At 75.7% G+C, this 19,188-nt stretch carries 19 protein-coding genes; 13 read left to right on the top strand and 6 right to left on the bottom strand.

All coding sequences use genetic code 11. The annotated features are described in order from the left end of the window. Window positions 1-5: 5 nt before the first annotated feature. Window positions 6-701, top strand: coding sequence for a mycofactocin biosynthesis peptidyl-dipeptidase MftE (gene mftE, locus ACI79T_RS01360; protein ID WP_456608247.1), 696 nt, complete (start codon window positions 6-8; stop codon window positions 699-701). Between the two features lie 22 nt (window positions 702-723). Here the strand turns inward: mftE and ACI79T_RS01365 are convergent, their stop codons facing one another. After that, window positions 724-1,737, bottom strand: a complete 1,014-nt coding sequence (locus ACI79T_RS01365; RefSeq protein WP_456608248.1) for an iron-siderophore ABC transporter substrate-binding protein — start codon at window positions 1,735-1,737, stop codon at window positions 724-726. 165 nt (window positions 1,738-1,902) lie between these two features. On the opposite strand from ACI79T_RS01365, the gene ACI79T_RS01370 reads away from it, so the two are divergent. The 9 genes from ACI79T_RS01370 to ACI79T_RS01410 all read left to right on the top strand — a co-directional run bounded on the left by ACI79T_RS01370 (window position 1,903) and on the right by ACI79T_RS01410 (window position 13,327). Next, complete coding sequence (locus ACI79T_RS01370; protein ID WP_456608249.1) at window positions 1,903-2,457, top strand: cysteine hydrolase family protein; 555 nt, start codon at window positions 1,903-1,905, stop codon at window positions 2,455-2,457. Next, window positions 2,454-3,854, top strand: a complete 1,401-nt coding sequence (gene mftF, locus ACI79T_RS01375) for a mycofactocin biosynthesis glycosyltransferase MftF (protein WP_456608250.1) — start codon at window positions 2,454-2,456, stop codon at window positions 3,852-3,854. Before ACI79T_RS01370 ends, mftF begins: the two co-directional genes overlap by 4 nt. A 130-nt stretch (window positions 3,855-3,984) precedes the next feature. Next, window positions 3,985-5,250, top strand: coding sequence for a multidrug effflux MFS transporter (locus ACI79T_RS01380; RefSeq protein WP_456608251.1), 1,266 nt, complete (start codon window positions 3,985-3,987; stop codon window positions 5,248-5,250). Between the two features lie 89 nt (window positions 5,251-5,339). Next, a complete protein-coding gene (locus tag ACI79T_RS01385; RefSeq protein WP_456608252.1) occupies window positions 5,340-6,659 on the top strand; it encodes a GAF domain-containing protein in 1,320 nt (439 codons plus the stop codon). Between the two features lie 60 nt (window positions 6,660-6,719). Then, window positions 6,720-7,973, top strand: a complete 1,254-nt coding sequence (locus ACI79T_RS01390; protein WP_456608253.1) for an MFS transporter — start codon at window positions 6,720-6,722, stop codon at window positions 7,971-7,973. Window positions 7,974-8,197: 224 nt separating this feature from the next. Further along, window positions 8,198-8,749, top strand: a complete 552-nt coding sequence (locus ACI79T_RS01395; protein WP_456608254.1) for a (2Fe-2S)-binding protein — start codon at window positions 8,198-8,200, stop codon at window positions 8,747-8,749. Beyond that, window positions 8,746-11,220 carry a xanthine dehydrogenase family protein molybdopterin-binding subunit gene (locus ACI79T_RS01400; RefSeq protein ID WP_456608255.1) on the top strand — a complete coding sequence of 825 codons (2,475 nt, stop codon included), beginning with the start codon at window positions 8,746-8,748 and terminating at the stop codon, window positions 11,218-11,220. The genes ACI79T_RS01395 and ACI79T_RS01400 overlap by 4 nt, the downstream gene beginning before the upstream one ends. Then, a complete protein-coding gene (locus ACI79T_RS01405) occupies window positions 11,217-12,074 on the top strand; it encodes an FAD binding domain-containing protein (protein WP_456608256.1) in 858 nt (285 codons plus the stop codon). The genes ACI79T_RS01400 and ACI79T_RS01405 overlap by 4 nt, the downstream gene beginning before the upstream one ends. A gap of 77 nt (window positions 12,075-12,151) precedes the next feature. After that, window positions 12,152-13,327 (top strand): SRPBCC domain-containing protein, encoded by a 1,176-nt coding sequence (locus ACI79T_RS01410; protein WP_456608257.1) that lies wholly within the window; start codon window positions 12,152-12,154, stop codon window positions 13,325-13,327. A gap of 109 nt (window positions 13,328-13,436) precedes the next feature. Here ACI79T_RS01410 and ACI79T_RS01415 read toward each other — a convergent pair whose 3' ends face one another. The 3 genes from ACI79T_RS01415 to ACI79T_RS01425 are packed head-to-tail and all read right to left on the bottom strand — an operon-like array spanning window position 13,437 to window position 15,428. Continuing rightward, entirely contained in the window at window positions 13,437-14,060 is a 624-nt protein-coding gene (locus ACI79T_RS01415) for an alpha/beta hydrolase family protein (protein WP_456608258.1), read from the bottom strand. Continuing rightward, window positions 14,057-14,728 (bottom strand): HAD-IA family hydrolase, encoded by a 672-nt coding sequence (locus ACI79T_RS01420; RefSeq protein WP_456608259.1) that lies wholly within the window; start codon window positions 14,726-14,728, stop codon window positions 14,057-14,059. The genes ACI79T_RS01415 and ACI79T_RS01420 overlap by 4 nt, the downstream gene beginning before the upstream one ends. Window positions 14,729-14,732: 4 nt before the next feature. Then, complete coding sequence (locus ACI79T_RS01425; RefSeq protein ID WP_456608260.1) at window positions 14,733-15,428, bottom strand: DedA family protein; 696 nt, start codon at window positions 15,426-15,428, stop codon at window positions 14,733-14,735. Window positions 15,429-15,500: 72 nt separating this feature from the next. Between ACI79T_RS01425 and ACI79T_RS01430 the strand changes: the two genes are divergently transcribed. Continuing rightward, complete coding sequence (locus ACI79T_RS01430) at window positions 15,501-16,799, top strand: amidohydrolase family protein (protein WP_456608261.1); 1,299 nt, start codon at window positions 15,501-15,503, stop codon at window positions 16,797-16,799. A gap of 2 nt (window positions 16,800-16,801) precedes the next feature. Here ACI79T_RS01430 and ACI79T_RS01435 read toward each other — a convergent pair whose 3' ends face one another. Continuing rightward, window positions 16,802-17,278 (bottom strand): hypothetical protein, encoded by a 477-nt coding sequence (locus ACI79T_RS01435; protein ID WP_456608262.1) that lies wholly within the window; start codon window positions 17,276-17,278, stop codon window positions 16,802-16,804. Between the two features lie 200 nt (window positions 17,279-17,478). On the opposite strand from ACI79T_RS01435, the gene ACI79T_RS01440 reads away from it, so the two are divergent. Together ACI79T_RS01440 and ACI79T_RS01445 are read left to right on the top strand one after the other, a co-directional pair. Continuing rightward, entirely contained in the window at window positions 17,479-17,832 is a 354-nt protein-coding gene (locus ACI79T_RS01440; protein WP_456608263.1) for an ArsR/SmtB family transcription factor, read from the top strand. Next, a complete protein-coding gene (locus ACI79T_RS01445) occupies window positions 17,829-18,311 on the top strand; it encodes an SRPBCC family protein (RefSeq protein WP_456608264.1) in 483 nt (160 codons plus the stop codon). The genes ACI79T_RS01440 and ACI79T_RS01445 overlap by 4 nt, the downstream gene beginning before the upstream one ends. Before the next feature lie 36 nt (window positions 18,312-18,347). On the opposite strand, the gene ACI79T_RS01450 is transcribed toward ACI79T_RS01445, so the two are convergent. Beyond that, window positions 18,348-19,166: an MBL fold metallo-hydrolase gene (locus ACI79T_RS01450; protein WP_456608265.1), complete on the bottom strand. Its 819-nt coding sequence runs from the start codon at window positions 19,164-19,166 to the stop codon at window positions 18,348-18,350. Window positions 19,167-19,188: the final 22 nt, after the last annotated feature.

Below are 19,188 nucleotides of genomic sequence, written 5' to 3' on the forward strand. Positions count from 1 at the left end.
CGCCGGTGACCTCACTGGCGGGCTCGGTGTGGCCGGAGCTGCCCGAGCGGCCGCTGCTCGTCGTGCCCCTGGGGGCGGTCGAGCAGCACGGCCCCCACCTGCCGCTGGCCACCGACACCCGGCAGGCCGAGGCGGTGGCAGCGGCGGCGATGCCCGGGCTCGACGGCGCGCTGCTGGCCCCGGCGATCGCCTACGGCGCCAGCGGTGAGCACGAGGGCTTCCCGGGCACGGTGTCGATCGGCACCGAGGCGCTCACGACGCTGCTCGTGGAGTACGGGCGCTCGGCCTGTCGGTGGGCGGGGCGGCTGCTGGTGGTCAACGGCCACGGCGGGAACTTCTCCGCCCTCCGCGCGGCGGTGCCGCAGCTGCGGGCGGAGGGGCGGGACGTCGCCTGGTTCCCGCTGGCCGTCCCGGGCGGCGACGCGCACGCCGGCCGGACCGAGACGTCGCTGATGTTGCACGTGGAACCGGCTGCGGTCCGCGAGGAGCGGGCCGAGCGGGGGGAGACGGCGCCGCTGCGGGAGCTGCTGCCGCGGATGCAGGCCGAGGGCGTGCGGGCGGTCAGCCCGAACGGCGTCCTGGGCGACCCGGCGGGCGCGTCGGCCGCGGAGGGTGCGGCGCTGGTGGCGGACCTGGCCGGGCGGCTGGTCGCGGCGGTGCGGGAGTGGCGGGTGGACCCCGCCGGGCGGCTCGTCGAGTGAGCGCCCGGCGGGGTCCGGTCGCTCAGCCCAGCGCGTCGGCGAACTGCGGGACGGCGTTCTCCAGCGCGTACTGGATGCCCAGCGGCGACCCGCTGGAGAAGGCGCTGATCAGGTCCGGGTCCTCCAGGACGACGGCGCGGCCGTCCTGCACCGAGCCCAGCGTCTGCCACAGCGGGCTGGAGGTGAACTCCGACGCCTCGACGAAGATCGGGAAGGCGACCGTGAGCTCGGCGTCGAGCAGCGAGAGCTGCTCCTCGCTGACCGGGACGAAGAAGTTCTCCGTCGCCAGCTCCTGGATCGCCTCCTTGTTCTCGAAGCCGAGCTGCTCCATGAAGTCGACGCGGGCGTCACCGCGCACGTAGGCGCCGAAGCCCTCGGCGGTGAAGGCGCCGACGGCGACCTCGGTGCCCTCGAACTCGGGGTGCGCGGCCGCGGCGTCGGCGAAGGCCTGGTCGACCTCGGCCTGGATCTCCTCGGCCTCCTCGCTCTTCCCGAGCACCTCGCCGATCATCTCCAGCTGCTGCTCCCACCCGGTCTGGTACGGACCCACGCCCTCGGGCTGGCCGATGGTCGGGGCGATCTGGCTCAGCGCCTCGTACCGGTCCTGGGTGGCGGCCGACTTGGTGTCGAGGATCAGGTCGGGCTGCAGCGCGGCGATCGCCTCGTAGCTGGGCTCGATCGTCTCGATGATCTCCGGCGTCTCGTCGTAGAGCCCCTCGGCCCACGGGCCGACGCCCTCGCCGCCGAAGCCGAGCCAGTCGCTGGCGGCGATCGGCTGCACGTCGAGCGCGAGCGCCGTCTCGGCGTCGCCCCAGCCGAGCGCGACCACGCGGGTGGGCTCCTCCTCGACGGTGACGTCGCCGAAGGCGGTCTCCACCGTCACCGGGAACGCCGAGGAGCTGCTCCCGGTCGTTCCGCCGCCGGAGGCGGAGTCGTCGCCGGAACCGGCGGGCTCGTCGCCGGAGCCGCAGCCGGTGACGACGAGGGCGGCGGCCGCGAGGGTGGCGGCGCCGCGGAGGGCGGGGCGGACGTTCATGGAACTCTCCTCGACGATCAGGTAAGGCTGACCTAAGCACATCGTCCGGTGGATGCAGCGGTCGGGCGGCCCGGCGCCGTCCGCGCGCTCCGGCCGCCACGGTTAGGGTCTCCGGGCGGAACCGGGCCGGACCCGGGCGTCGACGCGAACACGGGGGCGGACGGGATGAGCGGGGCAGCGGCCGGCCCGGAGGGCTGGCTCGTCGTGGTCGACCTGCAGCACGTCTTCGGCGACGAGGAGTCGCCCTGGACGGCGCCGCGGTTCGAGGAGATCCGGCCGCGGATCCGCCGGCTGGTCGAGGCCTTCGGCGACCGGGTGGTCTGGACCCGCTTCCTGGCCCCGGCCCAGCCGGTGGGCGCGTGGAAGGAGTACTACGAGCAGTACGACTTCGCGCTCCAGCCGCCGGACGCGGCCTGCTACCAGCTCGTCGAGGACCCCGGCGGCGCCCCGGTGGTGGACGCCACCACCTTCGGCAAGTGGGGGCCCGCCCTGGCCGAGGTGGTCGGCGAGGGGCCGCTCACCGTCGCGGGCGTGGCCACCGACTGCTGCGTGGTCTCCACCGTGCTGCCGGCCGCCGACGCCGGGCTGCCGGTGCGGGTGGTCACCGATGCCTGCGCCGGAGCCGGCGACGAGGAGCACGAGCGGGCGCTGCAGGTGATGGCCGGCTACGCCCCGCTGGTGTCGCTCACCACCACCGACGAGGTCCTGGCGCGGGTGTGACGCCGCCTGGCGACCGGCTGCCCGACGGTTTCGCCGTCCGGCTCGACCCGCGCGTCCGGCGCCGCGGCGGGGCTGGGCTGCTCGGCGGCTCGCCGCTGCGGCTGCTGCGCCTCGCGCCCCGTGCGGCCGCGCTGCTGGCCGGCGACCGCCTCGAGGTGCGGGACGCGACCGGCGCCGCGCTCGCCGCCCGGCTGCTCGACGCCGGCCTCGCCCACCCCGACCTGCCGCCGGAGCCCGAGGGGGCGGACGTCACCGTCGTCGTCCCGGTGCGGGACCGCCCGGCGGGCCTGGCCCGGCTGCTCGCGGCGCTGCGCGCCGATCCCGCGACCACGGCGCTCCCGGTGGTGGTGGTCGACGACGGCTCGACGGTCCCGGTGCGCGCTGCCGACGGCGTCCGGGTGCTGCGCGCCGACGCCTCGCGGGGGCCCGCCGCCGCCCGCAACGCCGGCCTGGCCGCCGCCGGCACCGAGTTCGTCGCGTTCCTCGACTCCGACTGCGTGCCCCGGCCCGGGTGGCTGGCCCGGTTGCGCCCGCACCTGGCCGATCCACGGCTGGCCGTCGTCGCCCCGCGGATCGTGCCGCTGCCCGGCGGGCCCCGGGGCCCGGTCAGCGCGTACGAGGACGTCGCCGGCGCGCTGGACATGGGGCCGCGGCCGGCGGCGGTCCGGCCGCTGTCGTCGGTGTCCTACGTGCCGAGCGCGGCGCTGCTCGTGCGGCGGGCCGCCCTGGGCGCCGGCTTCGACGAGGACCTGCGGGTGGCCGAGGACGTCGACCTCGTGTGGCGGCTGACCGCGGCCGGCTGGCGGGTGCGCTACGAGCCGGCCGCCGAGGTGGCGCACGAGCACCCGGCGCGCCTCGCCGACTGGCTGCGCCGCCGCGCCTTCTACGGCACCGGGGCCGCCCTGCTGGCGGCCCGGCACGGGGGCGCGGTGTCGCCGCTGGTGATCGCCCCGGAGACGGCGCTGACCTGGGCGTTGCTGCTCGCCGGCGGCCGATGGGGGCGGCCGGCCGGCGTCGCCGTCCTGGCGGTCACGGGCGCCCGGCTGGCGCGCCGCCTGGCCCGGCCGGGGGAGCCGGTCCCCGTCGGGCGCGCCGCGGTCCTGGCGGTGCGGGGGCTGGCTGCCTCCGGGCAGGCGCTGGCGCGTGTCGCCACGCGGCACCACTGGCCCGTCGCCGCGGTGGCCGCCGCCGGGTCGAGGCGCGCGCGGCGGTGGCTGCTGACCGCCGCAGCGGCCGACGCGCTGGTCTCCTGGTGGCCCCATCGGGACCGGGTCGGACCGGTCCGTCACGGAGTGGCCCGGCGACTGGACGACCTCGCCTACGGCGCGGGTCTCTGGGCCGGGGCGCTGCGCGCCCGGGACGCGCGCGCCCTGCTGCCCGTGCGCCCGCCCCGCTGACCCGCCCCGCCACCCGCCGGGGTGCGGATCGCCGGGGCGCGGAATGCCCGCGCCACCGGATGCCTTGTGGTCGCCGTACTGCGGTCAGACCAGCGTGGGTCCCGCGCCATCTCGATCGACGGGGACAACCGTGACCGCCACCCAGGACCGCCTCGCCCCGCAGGCGGGCCCCGACGCCCCCGCGCGGCCGGGCGCCGCGCGCACCGCCCTCACCCTGGGGGCGTTCGTCGCCCTCGGGCCGCTGACGATCGACATGTACCTGCCGGCGCTGCCGAACATCACCAGTGACCTGCTCACCACCTCGGCGACCGTCCAGCTCACGCTCACCGGCACCCTGATCGGCCTGGCGCTCGGTCAGTTGGTGCTCGGCCCGCTGTCCGACGCGTACGGTCGCCGCCGGCCGCTGCTCGCCGGCACCGCGCTGCACGTGATCGCCTCGCTGCTCGTGCTCGTCGCGCCGACCATCGCCGTCCTGGGCACGCTGCGGGTGCTCCAGGGCGTCGGCGCCGCCTCGGGCGCGGTCATCGCCCTCGCCGTGGTGCGCGACCTGTACGACGGCCGGGCCGCGGCGACGATGCTCTCCCGGCTGTTCCTCGTGCTGGGGGCGGCGCCGGTCCTGGCGCCCACCATCGGCGGCGAGATCCTGCGGTTCACCACCTGGCGCGGGGTGTTCGCCGTGCTGGCCGGTTACGGCCTGCTCCTGCTGGTGCTCGGGTGGGCGACGCTGCGGGAGACCCTGCCCCCGGAGCGCCGGCGCAGCGCCGGGGTGCGCGGGACCCTGCGGATCTACCGCGGGCTGCTGCGGGACCGCACCTACGTCGGCCTGGTGCTGGTCGCCGGGCTCACCATGGCCGGGCTGTTCAGCTACGTGTCGGGCTCCTCCTTCGTCTACCAGGGCGAGTTCGGCCTGGACGAGCAGCAGTTCGGGCTGCTCTTCGGCGCCGGCGCCTTCTGGCTCATCGCCGCCACCCAGCTCAACCCGCTGCTGCTGCGCCGCTGGTCCCCCCAGGCGCTGCTCGTGGCCGGGACGGTGGCGGGGGCCCTCGCCGGTGCCGCGCTGGTCGTGCTGGCCGGCACGGGCACCGGTGGCCTGGTCGGCGTCACCGGGGCGCTGTGGGCGGTGCTCTTCGCCTGCGGGCTCGCGCTGCCCAACGCCCCCGCGCTGGCGCTCTCCCGGCACGGCGAGGCCGCCGGGAGCGCGGCGGCGCTGCTCGGCGCGATCCAGTTCGGCGTCGGCGCGGCGGTCTCCCCGGTCGTCGGTCTGCTGGGCAACGACGCGGTCGCGATCGGCCTCGTCGTCGTCACCGCGCTGATCCTGGCGATCATCGTGCTGGTCACCGTCGTCCGCCCGTGGGAGCTGGCCACCGGCGAGGAGGAGCCCGTACCCGCGCGCTGACGCCGGGCCCCGGCGGCCCGATCTCTGGTGGAAAGCGCGCCGACCGGTCACGATGGCCCTGCCATGAGCCACCTCCCGCGGGCCGCCCGGTGACCACCGCCGTCAACCCGTGGCTGGCGCTGCCCGACGGGGTCCCCACCGCCGCCCGCACCCGCCGGCTGCGGGCCGCGCACGAGCTGCTGGTCACCGCCAGCGAGCTGCCCGCCGACGACGACGTCGTCCGCTCCGTCGTGCGCGACTCCTGGCGCCGCTCGCTCGGCAGCGGGGTCGACCCGGACGGCGGGCTGCCGCCGGTGGAGCTGCTCGACGCCGAGCTGCTGGCCTACCGGGCGGCCCACCCCCTCGCCCCGGTGCTGCCGGTGATCCGCCGGCTGCTGGTCCAGGACGCCGAGGCCGGGCAGATGATCGTGGCGGTCACCGACGCCGCGGGGCGGATGCTCTGGGTCGAGGGCGACCGGCAGCTGCGCGCCCGGGCGGAGGGCGTGAACTTCGTCGAGGGCGCCCGCTGGTCGGAGGACGTGGCCGGCACCAACGCGCCCGGGACGGCGCTGGCCGTCGACTCCGCGGTGCAGATCTACGGCAGCGAGCACTTCCGGCGGTCGGTGCAGCCCTGGAGCTGCTCGGCCGCCCCGGTGCACGACCCGGTCACCGGGGCGCTGCTGGGGGCGATCGACGTCACCGGCGGGGACTCCGTGGCCGGCCCGCACGTCCTCACCCTCGTCCGCGCCACCGTCGCCGCCGTCGAGTCCGAGCTGCGCTGGCTGCACCGCGAGCGGCTGACCGCCGGCCCCACGGGAGACGCGGCCGCGCCGGTCGAGGCCCGGCTGGAGGTGCTCGGCCGGGAGCGTGCCCGGCTCACGCTGCCCGCCGGGCCGCTGGAGCTGTCCGTCCGGCACTCGGAGCTGCTGTTCCTGCTGGCCGAGGCCGCCGCGGCAGGGCAGGGCCGCAACGCCGCCCAGCTCGCGGTGGAGTGTCACGCCGGCGCCGCCGCCACGGTCACCGTGCGGGCCGAGCTGTCCCGGCTGCGCCGGCTGGTGGGCGGCGACCTGCTCGACTCCCGCCCGTACCGGCTGGTCGGCCGGCTGCGTACCGACGCCGACCAGGTCCGCCGGCTCCTCGCCCGCGGCGACGTCGCGGCCGCGCTCGAGCGCTACGCGGGCCCGGTCCTCCCCGGCTCGCACGCGCCCGGCGTCCGCTCCGCCCGCGACCGGCTCACCGCGCAGCTGCGCCGCGCCGTCCTGACCGGCCACCGTCCCGAGCTGCTGCTCCGCTTCGCCCAGCTCCCCGAGGGCCGCGACGACCCCGGCGTGTGGCACGCGCTGCTGGAGGTCCTCCCGCCCGGCTCACCACGCCGTACGGCGGTGGCCGCCCACCTGCACCGGCTGCGGCTGGCCGGCCGTTCGCGCTGAACCGGGAGAGGTGTGCCACCGGCGGGAATGCCGACGGAGGGCCATGACTTCGCTGGTGGCGTGACCGCCGCTCCGCTCGCCGACCGACCACCCCTGAGCCCCCTCCGGGTCGCGGTGGCCATCGTGGCGCTGGCGCTCGGCGGTTTCGCCATCGGCACCACCGAGTTCGTCACGATGGGCCTGCTGCCGGACATCGCCGAGGGCGTGGGGGTCGACATCCCCTCGGCCGGCCACGTCATCTCCGCCTACGCCCTCGGCGTCGTGGTCGGCGCCCCGGTGATCGCGGCCATGAGCGCCCGCCTGCCCCGGCGCGCCCTGCTGGTCGGCCTGATGGGCGCCCTCCTGGTCGGCAACGTGCTCACCGCCCTGGCCCCGGGCTACCCGACGCTGCTGGGCGCACGCTTCCTCGCCGGCCTGCCGCACGGCGCCTACTTCGGCGTGGCCTCGCTGGTCGCCGCCTCGCTGGTCGCGCCGCGGCTGCGGGGCCGCGCGGTCAGCTCGGTGATGCTCGGGCTGGCCGTCGCGCTCGTCGCCGGCGTCCCGGCCGCCACCTGGCTGGGGCAGGCGGTGGGCTGGCGCGCGGCGTACTGGCTGGTCGTCGTCCTGGCGGCGGCGACCGTGGCCGCCGTGCTGGTCGTCGTCCCGCCCTCACCGGGCCGGCCCGACGCCACGGTCCGGGGCGAGCTGGGTGCGCTGCGCCGGCCGCAGGTGCTGCTCACCCTGGCGGTCGGCGTCGTCGGCTTCGGCGGCATGTTCGCCCTCTACAGCTACATCGCCCCCGTCGTCACCGACGTCGCGGAGCTCTCCCGGGGCACCCTGCCCGTCATCCTGTTCGTGTACGGGATCGGCGGGATCATCGGGACGGCGCTGGCCGGGCGGCTGGGCGACTGGTCGCTGTTCCGCTCGCTGGTGGGCGCCCTGGTGGCGCTCATGGTGCTGCTCGCCGTGGTCGCCGGAGTGGCGTCCTGGGTGCCCGGCCTGGTGGTCGGCGTCTTCCTGGTCTCGGTCAGCGGCTCGACCCTGGCGGTCCTGCTGCAGCTGCGCTTGATGGAGACCGCGGGGGAGGCCCAGATGCTCGGGGCCGCGCTCAACCACTCGGCCCTCAACCTGGCCAACGCCCTCGGCGCCTGGGCCGGCGGGCTCGTCATCGCCGCGGGCCTCGGCTACCGGGCGCCCAGCGTCGTCGGCGCCGGGCTGGCGGCCGCCGGGCTGATCCCGCTCGTCCTCTCCGCCGTCCTGCGGCGCCGGGAGCAGGCCGCCGCGCCCGCCCCGGCCGTCGCGCCGGCGCCCGGAGAGCCGGCCGCGGCCCGCTGACCCCTCGCGGGACGCACACCTCGCCGCCCCGAAGGGCGGTGCAACGCCGCTGCAACGTCGCCGGGGGCCGGTGCACGGCGCTGATCACGCTCGTCCGCGGCCTCCCGCGCAGTTAAGCGTGGCCTAAGTCACTCCTTTCGGGTCAGACTGCGCCGCAGGTCCACGGTCCGCCGTGGACGCGGTCACCCTGCAACGAGGGACCCCTGCAACGAGGCGGAGGACTGATGACCCGGATCAGCGTGCGGGTGGACGGGGCGTCGTACGACGACGACGTCGAACCCCGGACCCTTCTCGTGCACTACCTGCGCGAGCAGCTCGGCAAGGTCGGCACCGTGGTCGGCTGCGACACCAGCAACTGCGGCGCCTGCACCGTGCACCTCGACGGCGAGGCCGTGAAGAGCTGCACCGTGCTGGCCGTCCAGGCCGACGGCGCCGAGGTGACGACCATCGAGGGCGTCGCCGGCAACGGCAGCGGGAACGGGCAGCTGCACCCCATGCAGAAGGCGTTCCACGAGATGCACGGGCTCCAGTGCGGCTACTGCACCCCCGGCATGATCATGGCGTCGCTCGACCTGGTGAGGGAGAACCCCGACCCCAGCGAGGACGAGGTGCGCGAGGGCATCGAGGGCAACCTCTGCCGCTGCACCGGCTACCAGAACATCGTCCGCGCCGTGCAGCAGGCGGCCGCCGAGATGCGCGGGGCCGACGGCAACGGCCACGTAGCGCCGGCCGAGGTCGACACCGCCGCCGCGCCGCACGTGGTGGGGCAGGCATGACCGCCGTCGAGGAGCGCACCGGCACCCCGGGGCCCGAGAAGGAGATCGGCAGGGCGCGCCGCCGCAAGGAGGACGCGCGGCTGATCACCGGCAAGACCACCTGGACCGACAACATGGTCCTGCCGGGGATGCTGCACCTCGCGGTCGTCCGCTCACCCGTAGCCCACGCCCGGATCACGCACGTCGACGTCAGCGCCGTGCGCGAGGCCCCCGGTGTCATCGCCGTCTTCACCGGTAGCGACCTCGCCGAGGAGCAGGGCTCGCTGCCCTGCGCCTGGCCGGTCACCCCGGAGATGGTCAACCCCGGCCACCCGTCGATCGCCGTCGACCAGGTCAACCACGTCGGCGAGGCGGTCGCGGTGATCGTGGCCCGCAGCAAGACCGCCGCCCAGGACGCCGTCGAGCTCGCCGACATCGACTACGAGCCGCTGCCGGTGGTGCTGGACATGGAGGAGGCGGTCGCCGACGGCGCCGACCTCGTCCACGACCACCTGGAGTCCAACACCAGCTACCACTTCGTCTTCGACGCGGGCGAGATGGGCACCGGCTCGGACACCGACCAGGCGTTCGCCGACGCCGACGTCGTCGTCAGCCGGCGGTTGATCCAGCAGCGGCTGATCCCCGCGTTCATGGAGCCGCGGTCGGTCGTCGTCCAGCCGCAGGGCGACAACTACACGATGTGGTCGGCGACCCAGATCCCGCACATCCTGCGGGTGATGGCGGCGATGGTCACCGGCATCCCCGAGCACAAGCTGCGCGTCGTCGCCCCCGACGTCGGCGGTGGGTTCGGCGGGAAGCTGCAGGTCAACCCGGAGGAGATCCTCTGCCTGCTGATCGCCCGGCGGCTCGGCAAGCCGGTGAAGTGGACCGAGACCCGCAGCGAGTCGCTGATGACCGCCCACCACGGTCGCGACCAGATCCAGTACGTCGACATCGCCGCCGACCGCGAGGGCAACCTCAAGGGCCTGCGCGTGCGGCTGCTGGCCGACATGGGCGCCTACCTGCGGCTGATCACGCCCGGCGTCCCGGCCTTGGGCGCCTTCATGTACCCGGGCATCTACAAGTTCCCGGCCTACCGGTTCGAGTGCGACGGGGTGTTCACCAACAAGGTGCCCACCGACGCCTACCGCGGCGCCGGGCGCCCGGAGGCCACGTTCGCGATCGAGCGGATCATGGACGAGCTCGCCGTCGAGCTGGGCATGGACCCGCTGGAGCTGCGGCGCAGGAACTGGATCAACGCCGACGAGTTCCCGTTCACCACGGTGGCCGGGCTCGCCTACGACAGCGGCGACTACGAGACCGCCACCCAGCAGGCGCTGGAGCTGCTGGGCTACGACGAGCTGCGCGCCGAGCAGCGGCGGCGGCGGGAGTCCGGCGACCGGGTCCAGCTGGGCATCGGCATCTCCACCTTCACCGAGATGTGCGGCCTGGCCCCCTCCCGGGTGCTCGGCTCGCTCTCCTTCGGCGCCGGCGGGTGGGAGCACGCCGCCATCCGCATGCTGCCCACCGGCAAGGTCGAGGTGGTCACCGGCTCGACGCCGCACGGCCAGGGCCACGAGACGGCCTGGAGCCAGCTGGTCGCCGACTCCCTCGGCGTGCCGTTCGAGGACGTCGAGGTGCTGCACGGTGACACCGCGATCTCCTCCCGCGGGCTGGACACCTACGGCTCGCGCTCCCTGGTGGTCGGCGGCTCGGCCGTGGTCAAGGCCGCGGACAAGGTGGTCGCCAAGGCCCGGAAGATCGCCGCGCACCTGCTCGAGGCCAGCGAGGACGACCTGGAGTTCGAGGGCGGGAAGTTCTCCGTGCGGGGGACCCCGGGCACCGGGCTCGGCATCCAGGAGATCGCGCTGGCGATCTTCGCGGCGCACGACTACCCCGAGGGCATCGAGCCGTCGATCGACGCCGAGGCGACGTTCGACCCGGAGAACTTCTCCTTCCCGCACGGCACGCACCTGTGCGCGATGGAGGTCGACACCGAGACCGGGTTCGTGAAGATCCGCAAGTACGCGTGCGTCGACGACGTCGGCACGATCGTGAACCCGCTGATCGTCGAGGGGCAGGTGCACGGCGGTCTGGCGCAGGGCATCGCGCAGGCGCTGTACGAGGAGGCCGTCTACGACGCCGACGGCAACCTCACCACCGGCACCTTCGTCGACTACCTGGTGCCGGCGGCCTCCGACCTGCCGCACTTCGACACCGGCAACACCGTGCACAGCGCGCCCGGCAACCCGATCGGGGCCAAGGGCGTGGGGGAGGCCGGCTGCATCGCCTCCACGCCGGCGGTGGTGAACGCCGCGCTGGACGCCGTCCGGCACCTGGGGGTCACCGACATCCGCATGCCGCTTACCCCCGAGCGCGTCTGGCGGGCCATCAACGACGGCGGCGACGGCGGCGACCGCGCGACCGCACGGACCAACGCCCAGGCCGTCGACTCCTCCGACGCCCCGTCCACCTCCGGAGGTGCCCTGTGATCCCCGCACCGTTCGCCTACGCCCGCCCCACCACCGTCGACGAGGCGTTGCAGGCCATCGCCGAGGGCGGCGAGGACGTGAAGGTCCTCGCCGGCGGCCAGTCGCTGATCCCGGTGATGCGGCTGCGGCTGGCCGCGCCGGAGACCGTCGTCGACCTCGGCCGGGTGGCCGAGCTGCGGGGCGTCCGGGAGGAGGAGGACGCGATCGTCGTCGGTGCGATGACGACGCACTCCGACGTCCTCGCCGACCCGCTGATCCGGCGGTACGCGCCGCTGGTCGCCGAGGCGACGGCCACCGTGGCCGACCGCCAGGTGCGCCACCGCGGCACGTTCGGCGGCGCGCTCGTGCACGCCGACCCGGCCGGTGACCTGCCGGCGGTGGCCCTGGCCCTCGACGCCGAGTTCGTCGTCGTCGGCCCGGAGGGGCGCCGGACGGTGCCGGCGGGGGAGTTCTTCGTCGACTACCTGACCACCGCGGTGCAGGAGGGGGAGCTGCTCGTCGAGGTGCGGCTGCCCAAGCTCGCCGGCTCCTGGGGCATGCACTACGAGAAGTTCAACCGGGTGGCCCAGGCGTGGTCGATCGTCGCCGTTGCCGCCGCGGTGCGCCGGGAGGACGGGCGGATCGCCGAGGCCCGGATCGGGCTGACCAACATGGGGCCGACCCCGCTGCGCGCCCGGCGGGTGGAGGAGGCGCTGGCCGGTGCGGAGGCGACCGCGGACGCGGTGGCCGCCGCGGCCCAGCACGCCGCCGTCGGCACCGACCCGAGCAGCGACCTCAACGCGCAGGCCGACTACCGGCAACATCTCGCCACGGTGCTGACGCGCCGGGCGGTGAGCACCGCCGCGGGGCTGTAGCGTCGGGCTCCCGCCCGGCCAGAACCCGTCCGTCCCGGCGTCCCGTCGCCCGGTCGCTCCCTCCAGGAGGTCCTGCAGTGCAGCTGGAGAACTCGTTCACCGTCCCGGTGCCCGTCGACGAGGCCTGGCGGGTGCTGCTCGACATCGAGCGGATCGCCCCCTGCATGCCGGGTGCGGCGCTGGACTCCGTCGACGGCGACGACTTCACCGGCCGGGTGAAGGTCAAGCTGGGTCCGATCAACCTGACCTACCAGGGGAAGGCGTCCTTCGTCGAGAAGGACGAGGCGGCGCACCGGGCGGTCATCGACGCCCGCGGCAAGGACCAGCGCGGCAACGGCACGGCGGCGGCGATGGTGACGGCGAACCTGCGCGCGGAGGGTGAGGTCACCCGGGTCGACGTCCTCACCGACCTCAACATCACCGGCCGGCCGGCGCAGTTCGGTCGCGGGGTGATGACAGACGTCGGCAACAAGCTGCTCGGGCAGTTCGCCGACAAGCTGGCCGCCCAGCTCGGCGAGGGCGACGCGCAGGGCGACGCCGACCGGGCGAGCGCCGCGGCGGAACGGGGCACGGCGGAGCAGAGCACGGCGGCGAAGGGCGCGGCGGCGAAGGCGGCCGCGACGGCCACCGGCGTCGTCGAGGAGGTCGCCGCGTCGGCGGAGCAGGCCGCAGGCGAGGGCACGGCGGCCAGGAAGGCCGCGGCCGCCACGAAGAAGGCGGCCGCCTCGGCCACCGACAAGGTCTCCGGGCAGGAGGCCGCCGAGCAGGAGTCGGCGACCACCGACACCCCGGCGAAGGCGACGGCGGCGAAGGCGACGGCGGCGAAGGCGACCGCGGCCAAGGCCACGCCGGCCAAGAAGGCCGCTCCCGCCAAGGGGGCTGCCGGCAAGGAGTCGGCGACCACCGAGACGCCGGCGAAGGAGACCGCGGCGAAGGTGACCGCGGCCAAGGCCGAGCACGCCGACACCCCCTCCGCTTCGCGGGACACCGCGCCCGCCGGGAAGGCGCCGAGCGCCCCGCCGAAGGGCACCACTGCCCCGCCGAACCGGCCCGCCACGGGCGCCCCGCTGCGCAGCGTGCCGGGCACCGGACCGTCGGCCGACCGCTCGAAGCCGGCGCGGACCGAGCCGGAGCCGATCGACCTGCTCGAGGTGGCCGGCGGCGCCGCGCTGTCCCGGTACGCCGCGCCCGCCGCCGGGGTGGCCGCCGTCGTCCTGCTCGTCACGCTGCTCGTCCGGCGCCGCCGCCGCTGAGGCCGGGCTACCGGGGTCGCGCGCCGCGGTCCTCGGCCCCGGGTCGCCGTCCTCGCGCTGCAGTGCGAGGACGGCGTGCCGCAGGTGAGGTCGGTGGAGGTCCGCTGGCTCAGGCGGGCAGGACCTCGGCCAGCCAGGAGGCGGCGGCCGCGCCGACGAGGTCGGGGTTGCGCTTGAGCGAGTGGTCGCCGGGGACGGCGTAGACCGACGCGCCGGGCACCCCGGTGAGGACGGTGGCCACGTCCGGGGGCGCGCCGAACGCGTCGCGCTCGCCCTGCACCACGACCAGGGGCACGGCCACGCCCACGAGTTCGGCGGCCCGGCTCTTCTCCGGCCGGCCCGGCGGGTGCAGCGGGAAGGCCAGGGTCAGGACGCCGTCCGCGCCGACTTGCGCCGCCGTCCGGCAGGCCACCCGCGCCCCGGCGCTGCGACCGCCCACGACCAGCGGCCCGGCCAGGTGCCCGGTGCCGGACAGGTGGGCGAGCACGGCCCGCCAACCCTCGTCGAGCCGCGCGGGAGCGGGCGCGATCCGCTTCCCGGCCACCCGCCACGGCTGCTCGACCCGCAGCACCCGCCAGCCGGCCTCGGCGGCGTCCCGGGCCACGGCCAGCAGGTCGGCCGACTCGACGCCCCCACCGGCGCCGTGCCCGAGCAGCAGCGTGCCGCGGGCACCGCCGTCGGTGAGGTGCGCGCGGGCCGGGCCGTGCGGGGTCCCGATGTCCAGCGCGGTCACCGCGGCGGCAGCGCCAGCAGCGCGTCGACGACCTCGAGGATCGTCGCCCCGGACACGTGCGGCGGGTCGTACACGGCCGGGTAGACGCGCTCGCTGCGCGGGAACCAGGCGCCGGTCAGCCCGGCCCGCTGCGCTCCGTGCACGTCCCAGCCGTGCGCGGCGACCAGCGCCAGCCCCTGCGGCTCGACGTCGCAGACCCCGGCCGCCCAGAGGTACACCTCGCGCGCCGGCTTCCACGCCTGCAGCAGCTCGCTGGACAGCGTGCGCTCCACCAGCGCGCCGACCCCGCCGCGCTCGAGCGCGGCCTCGGCCACCCCCGGCGTCCCGTGGGTGAGCGTCACCGCGCGGACACCGGCCGAGGCCAGCCGGCGCAGCGCGGGTTCGACGTCGGCGTGCGGGAACGTCTCGGCGAAGGCGTCGGCGACCTGCGACCGCTGCGCCTCGCTCAGGTCGGTGACCTGGGCGAGCGCGGAGTCGAAGGTGGCGCGGAACGGGGCCCACGAGCCCACGGCCACGCCGGCGAACCCGGTCTGCAGGGTGCGGGCGAACACCGTCGCCAGCAGGGAACCCGGTAGGCCGGTCTCCTCGAGGGCGGCGCGCACCGGGGAGAGGTCGAGCAGCGTCTCCATGACGTCGAAGGCCACCACGTCGGGCCGGGAGCGGGTCATCCCGTCATGCTGCCGGGCGGCCGGGCTCCTCGCCCGATGTCACGGGAGTGGGCGGGACCGTGCCCGCCCGCCGGTGCCGGCGGACGTCGCGGATGCGCTTGAGGACCAGGTACCCGACCCCCAGGACGACGGCGGCGAGGATGGCGTAGTCGACGTACTTGAGGTTGTCCTGGATGAAGTTGCCGGCCAGCACCCCGAGGCTGACCAGCAGGGTGTTCCAGATCAGGCTGCCCGCGGCCGAGTAGACGATGAACTGCCAGAACGGCATCCGCACGACGCCGGCGGGCACGGAGATGAAGCTGCGCACGATGGGCACCATGCGGCCGAAGAAGACCGCCGCGCGGCCGTGCCGGGCGAACCAGTCGAAGGTCTTGTCGACGTCCTCGGTCTGCACCAGCGGGAGCCGGTCCAGGAAGAGGTGCGACCGGCGGGGCCCCAGCGCCCGGCCCATGTAGTAGAAGAAGATTGCGCCGACGATCGAGCCGAGCGTCGCGAAGAGGACCACGGCCACGGCGTTCATCTCGCCCTGCCGGATCAGCACGCCGGCGAGGCCCAGCACCGCCTCGCTGGGGATCGGCGGGATCACCGTCTCCAGCAGGATGCTCAGCCCCACGCCGACGGGACCGAGGGTCTCGACCAGGTCGAGCAGGAATCCGGTGATGCCACCCTCGTCGGAGGCTGCGGCGGCGAGGAGTGACATGGCCTCCACGGTATCGGCGCCCCCGGCCCGCCGCCGCGCACCCGGGCCGGTGCGCGGCTAGGTTCGCTTCCCATGCGGCAGCGCTTCACCGCCCGGGCCCTCGTCGTCGGCGACCGCGCGGGCACCGTCGTCCCCGACGGCGTCGTCGACGCGATCGACGGGGAGATCGCCTGGGTCGGCCCGGCTGCCGAGGCGCCGCCGCCCGGCGACGCCGACGTGGTGGCGCTGCCCGGGGTCCTCGCGCCCGGCCTGGTCAACGCCCATTCGCACGCGGCGATGGTGCTGTTCCGCGGCCAGGGCGAGGGGCTGCCCCTGGACCGCTGGCTGCGCGAGGTCATGTGGCCGCGCGAGGGCCGGCTCACGCCGGAGGACGTCGAGGTCGCGATGACCGCCGCGTCGGCGGAGATGCTGGGCAACGGCATCACCACCAGCGTCGAGATGTACTTCCAGCCGGAGCGGATCGCCGCCGCGGTCGGTACCACCGGGGCGCGGGCGGTCATCGCCACCCCGCTGCTGCCGCTGCCCGGGATGCCGCCGATGGCCGAGCAGCTCGCCGCCGCCGTCGCGCTGGCCGAGGGCGCCCCCCGCGACGGCGTCGTCGAGTACGGCCTGGGACCGCACGCGGCCTACACCGTTCCGCTGCCGGTGCTGGCCGACGCGGCCCGCGCCGCCCGCGAGCACGACCTGCTGCTGCACCTGCACGTCGCGGAGACCGCCACCGAGGGCGCGGACCTGCTCACCGCGCACGGGCTGTCGGTTCCCGCGCTGCTCGCCTCCTACGACGTCCTGGGCGGCCGGGTGCTCGCCGCCCACTGCGTGCACATGGACGACGGCGACCTGGACCTGTGGCGCGAGTACGACGTCGCCGTCGCCCACTGCCCGGCCAGCAACGCCAAGCTGGCCAGCGGGGTGGCGCCGCTGCGACCGATGCTCGACCTGGGGATCCGAGTGGGCCTGGGCACCGACGGCCCGGCGTCCAACGACTCGCTCGACCTCTTCGCCGACCTGCGGCTCGCCGCCGGGATGGCCCGGCTGCGGGAGCGGTCGGCGACCGCGCTGACCGCCGCCGAGGCGTTCTGGCTGGCCACCGGCGGCGCCGCCGACGCGATCGGCCGGCCCGACCTCGGGCAGCTCGCCGTCGGCCGGCGGGCCGACCTGGTGCACGTCGACACCCGGAACCTGGTCTTCGAGCCGGTCGGCGACCCCGCCGACGTGCTCGCCCACCTGGTCTGGTCCGGCGCGGGCCGGCACGTGCGCGACGTGTGGGTCGGTGGCCGCCCCGTGGTCCGCGACGGCGCGTCCACGACGGTGGACGTCGCGGCCCTGCGCGCCGACGTCGCCGACCGGGCCGCCCGGCTCGCCGCGGGCTGAGCTCAGCCGGCCTCGGCCTGCAGGACGTCGTCGGTCCAGGTGTAGAGCCGGTCGCCGAGCACGACGGTCACCCAGCCCTCGCACAGCTGCGCCTCCCCGCCCAGGTCGGGCCAGTTCCCGCCCCCGTCGAAGGGCATGCCCACCTGCGGCAGCGCGGTGCAGTCCGCCGGGAGCCGCACCCCCTCCTCCAGCGCCATCTCCGCCCGCACGCTGCCCGAGTCGTCGCCGGCCGCCTCGCCGGGGCGGACCACGGTGACCTCGGAACCGGCCGCCCGGGTCCAGTCCGGGACGTCCCCGCGCGGGGCGTCGTCGGCGTCGGCGTGGTCGGAGGTCGCGGTGTGACCCTGCAGCTCCGCCAGCATCGCGCCGGCGCCGTGGACGCCGGCCGGCATCGTCACCGCGAGCCCGGCCACGGCCACCGCCCCGACCGCCATGAGCCCGGCGACCGTCCCGAGCACTGCCTTCTTCCTGCTGACCACCGTGTGGCTCCTCTGCGTCCTGCCACCGCTGCGGTGGCGGGACGAGCGTCGGTCGTCCCGCCGTCCTCGCGCGTCGGCCGGCGGGATGATCCCGGCCTCCGCTACCAGGTGGACGCGGCTGTTCAACCAGACGGTTGACGACGGAGCCTCGACGCCCTAGCCTTTGATCAACCGAAAGGTTGACGAAGAGGAGAAACGTGGTGGCGGATCCGCTCTCCCGGGTGTTCTCGGCGCTGGCCGACCCCACCCGGCGGGACATCGTGGCGCGGCTCGCGGTCGGCGACGCCACGGTCAACGAGCTCGCCGCGCCCTACGACGTGACCGTCCAGGCCGTCTCCAAGCACCTCAAGGTGCTGGAGGACGCCGGCCTGGTGAGCCGGAGCCGGGAGGCGCAGCGCCGCCCGGTGCACCTCGAGGCCGAGGTCTTCGACCTCATGACGAAGTGGATCGAGCGCTACCGGCGCCAGGCCGAGGAGCGCTACCGCCGTCTCGACGACGTCCTGCGCGACATGCCGGACGCCGGCCCCCCCGCCCAGGAAGGAACCACGCCATGACCAGCACCACCCACCACGAGACCCAGATCGTCGCCGACCCCGACGTCCCCCTCGTCCGGATCGTGCGCGAGTTCGACGCCCCGCCCGGGAAGGTGTTCCGGGCGCACGTCGACCCCGAGCTCTTCGCCCGCTGGACCGGACCGAAGGGCATGGGGATCCGCATCGACCGGTACGAGTGCCGCACCGGTGGCTCCTACCGCTACGTGCTGTCGCAGGACGGCGAGGACTACGCCTTCAACGGCGTCTTCCACGAGGTGCGCGCGAACGAGCTCATCGTCCAGACCTTCGCGTTCGAGGGGATGCCGGACGACGTCGCCCTCGAACGGCTCGTCCTCGAGGACCTCGGGAACGGGCGCACCCGGCTCACCTCGACGTCGCTGGTCGACTCGTTCGAGGGCCGGGACGGTTTCGTCGCCAGCGGGATGGAGGTCGGCGTGACCGAGGGCTACGAGAAGCTCGACGCGCTGCTCGCCGGCTGAGTCCACCCGGCCCGGCGCCACCGTGGCGCCGGGCCGTCAGGCGCGCAGGCTGATCGTCTCGCCGCGGTAGGCCGGGCGCACGGTGCCGGGCAGCTCGCGCCGGGCGACCTCGGCGACGAACTCGCCCAGCGGCGAGGCGAACCGGTCGTAGTCGTCGTAGTGCACCGGCACGGTGACCGGGGGCTTCAGCAGCTCCACCAGGTCCGCGCCCTGGCGGCCGTCCATGGTCACGGTCAGCCCCAGCGCCTTGGTGCCGCCGAGGTGCGGGATGACGACGTCGAGCGGGCCGCACCGCTCCAGCACCTCGCCGAGGAACGGCCGGTAGAGGGTGTCGCCGCTGATGTAGCCGCGCCAGCTCACCTCGCCGCCGCGCACCAGCTCCAGGACGCTGCCCATCACCGGGGGCAGCACCTTCGCCAGCGGCCCGGGGCCGTGCACCCCGGGGACGGCGGTGATCCGGAGCTCGTCGTCGCCCTGGCCGCCGAGGACGTGCTGCTGCCAGGGGCGCAGGTCCGACGTCGCCGCGAAACCCTTGCGGCCCAGCGCCTTCGCCGCCTCCTGCGTGGTGACCAGCGGGGTCGCCTTGTCCAGGTGGCGGGTGGCGATGTCGTCCCAGTGGTCCCCGTGCAGGTGGCTGAGCAGGATCGCGTCGAGCGGGGGCAGCTGGGCCGGCTGCAGCGCGGGATCGGTGAGCCGCTTGGTCCACAGCCCCTTGCCGAGGTACGCGCGCTGGCCCCGGTGCAGGAAGCTGGGGTCGGTCAGCAGGGTGAAGTCGCCGATCCGCAGCAGCATCGTCGCGTTGCCGCCGAAGGTCATCGTCACGTCGTCCACGGGCCGCCGGTCCAGGTCTGCCATGCGCAGGCGGTTACCCGGGGCG

Source organism: Blastococcus sp. SYSU DS0619 (genome assembly GCF_054051035.1).